Here is a 5,121-nt window from a genome sequence, read left to right on the forward strand (position 1 = left end):
CCCCGGTGAGTTTAAGAAACTCGTCTACGAATCAAAGTTTACGAAACGCGTTAAGGAGACGAGTTTCGTAAACTCCCAACCAGGTGCTTTCCCGGGCCTGGTTAAACAGGACTTTCCCGCAGCCAGGCGGCTCTAGAAAGTCCGCTCTCCATCTGGGTTGTGTCCCTTAACATAATGTACGTTATACCCGACACCTCGGAAAAGTGGTGGTTTTTCTCCCCACTGCCCCGACCTGCTGAACGTGGTACTTTGACGAGAGACCGGGCTGATTTTGGGTGTTTGACAAAAGGAGAATTTTGTGGCAAAAGCAACGGATTTAGCAAGCAATTGCTGTTGGCCTCTTTCCCAGTAGCTTTGGGCATGAGTGGAATTGCAAAAAGGGTTATGTATCGGGAAAAGCGCAAAAAGAAGGTCAGGGGCTTTCGCCGTTTTTTGCGAGAGCATCAGCACCGCGCCGCCCTTCCGCATACACTGGATGTACATTATTTGCAGGAGGCCCACCGGGATTATATCAAGCTTGGTCTATTCCCTTGGTCGGTCGACTCTAAGCCTCCCTTACCCATCCGGCAGCTGTGGGTAACCCGCTTAGTCGACGATTGCAACCGCTGGCACGCGGAACTTGCCCCCAACTATCCCGATTTTTATCTAGCCGTATGGCTCTACGAGCCGGATTTTGGGCGCTCGCAAGTAGTGGCCGGCATTGCAGAGAAGCAGGCATGGTACGAGCAGGTGTTCGCAGAAGTGGCCGAGGCTGACGCGCCACCTTTCCCCGCCGAGTACCAGCAGCTACCGGGGGTAGCCGACTTACACTGGACGGCTTGCGCGGAAATCACCACGTGCTGGCCCGAAGACCTGTTGGATGTGGACGCGTGGGCGCTGAAGAAACCGCACTGGCCCGGAAATACGGCCGATGGCCGAGAGGTTATCGTTGTGCAAATTGGGTGGGTCTGGGTAGGCCGGGTGCAGACTGCCTAAGTTTCGGCAGTCGTTTTGGCTTGCTATTACCTGTTCAGCTAAACAGTACTTCAAGTAAGGCTGGCCTCTACATACCTATTCCACCGCTGCGGCTGTGCTGCTGCCCGGCCTGACGTATGCGCTGCTGGGCCACCTGGCGCTGGGCTTCCTGCTCCAGCTGCGGGTTGAGTTCCTTTACCAGCCCGTAGAAGCGCTTTACCTCCTGGTGCTGGGCCTGACTGCCTTCAACTCCGCGCTGCAGCCCGAGCGGGGCCACCTTGGCCGCAAAGCTGGTCTGCATATCGCGCATCTTCTGCCGGTCGCCCAGCATCGCCCGGCAATTGAGCTTGCCGGCCGCGTCGATGGGCACAACCGTGGCGTGGATGTGCGGGGTCTGCTCATCGAGGTGCAGCACGGCGTTGACCACGTTCTCTTTCCCATAGCGCTCGCTCAGCCACTCCATCGCCTGGTCCCGGAAGCCGGCCAGCCTGGCCCCATCCTCAGCCGACCCGACCAGCTGAGCCGACTTGCTGGACTGGCCGGGCTCCTTGCGAATGTTCAAAAATTCGGGACTAAACGTCATCAGGTGTTCGACGGCCAGCACGGCGTTGCTGCGCACGGTGCAGCCCACCGCCTCGAGGCGGGCCTGCACGTCGGCCGCTAAGTCGGGGCTGCCCACCAGCTGCACGTTGAGCGGGGTCAGCTCGGCGTCCGCGTTGGGGGTCGGCCGCAGCCGCTGGAGGTGCTCGTTGAGGGAAGTCAGGTTGCCGGCACTCTTGAGCTTGGCCGTGCGCAGGATGGCATAGGGCATCGGGGCGGTAGGGGAAAAGGATGGCCAGCGGGCCGGCTAAGGGTGCCGGTGGCCACCGGGTAGAATGGGTGCCCGCAGGGCCGAACAGACAATTTTAGGCAGCCTAAAGCGCAGCGCTTAGGCTGCCCAAAATTGTCTAGTGAGTACACAACGCTTGAACATTACGCTTGCTTACGTTTGCACCTTACGCTTACAGAGTATTATTTACGCTTATCACTTACGCTATCAGGGGCTTATCGACGCTAAGGCTTAATGCTTGTGCCTCCTGGTGGTACCGGACTGCCCTTCACCAGACGCTGCACCACGGAGTTACCCCGTTCGTACTGCATCCGGTCCAATAGCGTCCGTATCTGCTGCACCTGGTCCGGGGTCATGGTATCGCTGAGCTGGGGCAAGAGCTTCCCGGCCTCCTCGCCCAGGAAGTCAATCTTACGAGCCAGGTAGACCTCTTCGCCCTGGTACAACCACTGCGCTTCCTCGGATTTTTGGGCCTTGTCCCAGGCACTTACCCGGCAGTTGGTGGAACAGAATCGCCCTCCTTTGCGGCGGGGAGTATAAACAGTAGCACAGTGCTGGCAGGTGTAGCGCATAGAGGGAAATTGCTATTTGCCTATCTCCTACGGGCATCGGTAGCGACTAGGTTACACCCGGTGCCGGCGCTGCTCCGGGCTTACTTCCCCACGGCCCCAGGGGGCCAAAGTTCTCCCGGGTGCAAGAGGGTACATAAGCTCGGCAGCTGAATTATATACTGTTGATTACCAATTATATAGTATTTATTGAATACGCGCAAGTCACTGGCTTCTAGGGTGTTTTGTTTGCTTTCTGTTTTCCGGTCGGAGTTATCCACCGTTCTAAAAGCCTTTTTCCTCGCGCGAAACACAACTTGTGATATTTGAAGTATTTGTTCTATTTGTAGGGCTCACAGTCGATTGATTCTCAGAGCATTACAAGGAATAAAAACGGCTTTTAATCACGTAAAAACGGCTTTTAATCACGTAAAAACGGCTTTTAATCACGTAAAAACGGCTTTTAATCACGGTAAAAACGGCTTTTAATCATTTTGCTACGCTATAACAAAACGCTATTTGTTGACCATTAGCGTTTATACCGTATAATTGTCTCCGAATCAGTCAGTAACTCCCGTGATAAAAGACATTGAAATCCGCCAGCACAATATCTTAACCAACGCTCGCTATGAGTACACGGAGCTGCAGTTAGACCTCTTTTTCTTCTTGGTATCTAAGCTGCGAAAGGACCAAAAATCGGAGACCTACGAGCTGGATATCAAAGAACTGGCTACTTTGACTGGGAAGCAGTATCATCTGCCGTACCTACGCAAAGCCACTGAAGACATGGGCTCGCGCATGTTTGAAGTAGAAACACCAGAGCGTCATATGCAGCTCTGGATGTTTCGCAGCGTGGAATATGTGAAAGGCACAAGGATTATCGAGGTGACGCTATCGGACAAGATTCTTCCCTACTTATTCAATCTGCAAAACAACTTTACCTCATACGGCTTGGCCGCTGCGCTACGCCTCAGCAGCAAGTATGCTAAGCGTATTTACCCATTATGCAGCCAGTGGAAAGACAAGGGCGAAACCAAAAAGTATGACATAGAGGACTTTAAGAAGATGCTCGGCCTGCTTGACGACAAGGGGAATGATAAAGCTGCAAGGATTAGCGACTTGAAAAGCAAGGTTTTAGACATTGCCGTAAAGCAAATCAACGAGCACACCGAACTGCACGTCAGTTACACCCTGGAAAAGAAGGGCAAGGCCTTCAAAAACATCGTTTTCACGGTCAAACCGCAGGCGCTGGCTGAAACTATCCCGTTCGACTTGGTGCCATCGGGCACAGCCCCAGCGGGGATGCAGCAGCACCAGGTGGAGAATGCTGGCCGGCTACTCGCCCAGCTAAGCATCACCACACCCGAGCTGGTGGCCACCATCCTGGCCAGCGCGGCGCACGTGGCGGCCTGCAACAAGTTCGCCCACGACCTGAAAACCGGCAAGCACGCCAAAGCTCATTCTCTCTCTGGGCTCCTGCTCACCATTCTGGGCCTTAAAAAGCCCGCAAATGGGCCGTTATTCGACGCGGCCACCAAAAAGCAGGGCTAGTCTGCCTACTTGCCGAAAACGCGCTGCCAAAGGCTCTTTCGCGCTGGCTCGGCCAACCGGGCTGCAATGCCCTCGACCATCTGCGTCAGCTGCTCCACCTGTACCTGCAGGTCGCGGGGGCTGGCCGGCAGTTGCGGGGCCTCGGCCTGGCTGAGCTCCCCCTGGACAAAGGCGCGCACCTCGTCGTTGAAGTACTGCCCCATCGTCTTGTCGGCCCGCGCCGCGGCCTTCTCCAGCATAGCCCGCGTTTCGCGCTCCACCCCGCGCACTGACCAGGTCACGGCCGTGGTACTGGCCGGCTTAGCCGGTCGCCCGCCTTTGTTGCTGGTCTTACCTGTTGTAAGACCGTCGCTTTCTCCCACTACCTCCTCTGTATTACCAATACCGGTTTCTGTAAGACTGATTTCAGGAGTTGTCTTACCGATTTCGGCCGTTGTAAGACCATTTTGAAGGCTTGTCTTACCGTTTTCGGTTTCTGTCAGACTGACTTTAGACTTCATGTAATCGTGTCTTACAAGTTGTAAGACACATAGGTACGCTGAAAATTCCTGTCTTACCGCGTGTCTTACAAGCATCCGAAGCTTCCACGTGCCATATTTAAATCACCGTTTAAGTAAACGCGGCTCTATACCTTGCGCTAACTTCAATTCAACCCGCATGGACGCATCGCTTGACCGCTTACATAGCTTCTTCCGCAAGATGACGGCCGACGGGTGGGACGTGGCGGGCCCCTTGAAGTGGGGGTTCTTTTTCGTCGACCCAGACCCGGACAAGTTGCGGCAGCTCTTTGGCGAGCTTGAAGACCACGGGTACCACATCGAGGAACTACACCAGGCCGACGACCAAGACTGGGTGCTGCAGGTGTCGAAGACGGAGGTGTTGGCTGCTGAGAAGCTGCATCGGCGCAACCTGGCCTTCAACGAGCTGGCGGCGGGGTGCGGGGTGGCGTTGTACGACGGCTGGGACGTGGGACAGAAATAGCGGCCGCTGCAGTTGGAGAAGCAACTGTTCAGCCGGCTGCTCTCGCTTTAATAGCCCAGCGGACAAGGTGTACTAGTGACAGCTTTCTCCGGTTCACAATTAGGCTCCCTTTCTTAAACTGCTAGCAGCTGCTCCGCACCAGGTGCCAGCAGGCCGCTGCAGTCCCCGGTGAGTTTAAGAAACTCGTCTACGAATCAAAGTTTACGAAACGCGTTAAGGAGACGAGTTTCGTAAACTCCCAACCAGGTGCTTTCCCGG

6 protein-coding genes are annotated in these 5,121 nt (G+C 55.2%); 3 read left to right on the top strand and 3 right to left on the bottom strand.

Translation table 11 applies throughout. The features are described from left to right. Positions 1-432: 432 nt before the first annotated feature. The gene (locus CHB83_RS23280; protein ID WP_143437269.1) at positions 433-975 is read left to right on the top strand and encodes a hypothetical protein; all 543 of its coding nucleotides are present in this window, start codon (positions 433-435) and stop codon (positions 973-975) included. Positions 976-1,042: 67 nt separating this feature from the next. Here CHB83_RS23280 and mobV read toward each other — a convergent pair whose 3' ends face one another. Further along, positions 1,043-1,765: a MobV family relaxase gene (gene mobV / locus CHB83_RS23285; RefSeq protein WP_089334530.1), complete on the bottom strand. Its 723-nt coding sequence runs from the start codon at positions 1,763-1,765 to the stop codon at positions 1,043-1,045. Between the two features lie 242 nt (positions 1,766-2,007). Next, positions 2,008-2,355 carry a hypothetical protein gene (locus tag CHB83_RS23290; RefSeq protein WP_089334531.1) on the bottom strand — a complete coding sequence of 116 codons (348 nt, stop codon included), beginning with the start codon at positions 2,353-2,355 and terminating at the stop codon, positions 2,008-2,010. 552 nt (positions 2,356-2,907) lie between these two features. On the opposite strand from CHB83_RS23290, the gene CHB83_RS23295 reads away from it, so the two are divergent. After that, entirely contained in the window at positions 2,908-3,882 is a 975-nt protein-coding gene (locus CHB83_RS23295) for a replication initiation protein (protein ID WP_089334532.1), read from the top strand. Positions 3,883-3,887: 5 nt separating this feature from the next. Here CHB83_RS23295 and CHB83_RS24170 read toward each other — a convergent pair whose 3' ends face one another. Beyond that, a complete protein-coding gene (locus CHB83_RS24170) occupies positions 3,888-4,382 on the bottom strand; it encodes a hypothetical protein (protein ID WP_245855419.1) in 495 nt (164 codons plus the stop codon). Positions 4,383-4,539: 157 nt separating this feature from the next. On the opposite strand from CHB83_RS24170, the gene CHB83_RS23305 reads away from it, so the two are divergent. Further along, positions 4,540-4,863 (top strand): ribonuclease E inhibitor RraB, encoded by a 324-nt coding sequence (locus CHB83_RS23305; protein WP_089334533.1) that lies wholly within the window; start codon positions 4,540-4,542, stop codon positions 4,861-4,863. The last annotated feature ends 258 nt before the right edge of the window (positions 4,864-5,121 follow it).

It is taken from the genome of Hymenobacter mucosus (assembly GCF_900188255.1).
GTDB lineage: Bacteria > Bacteroidota > Bacteroidia > Cytophagales > Hymenobacteraceae > Hymenobacter > Hymenobacter mucosus.

Bases quoted from the DNA above. Each gene is read 5' to 3' on its own strand.
- mobV (WP_089334530.1), bottom strand. From the start codon at position 1,765: ATGCCCTATGCCATCCTGCGCACGGCCAAGCTCAAGAGTGCCGGCAAC.
- CHB83_RS23290 (WP_089334531.1), bottom strand. From the start codon at position 2,355: ATGCGCTACACCTGCCAGCACTGTGCTACTGTTTATACTCCCCGCCGC.
- CHB83_RS24170 (WP_245855419.1), bottom strand. From the start codon at position 4,382: ATGAAGTCTAAAGTCAGTCTGACAGAAACCGAAAACGGTAAGACAAGC.
- CHB83_RS23305 (WP_089334533.1), top strand. From the start codon at position 4,540: ATGGACGCATCGCTTGACCGCTTACATAGCTTCTTCCGCAAGATGACG.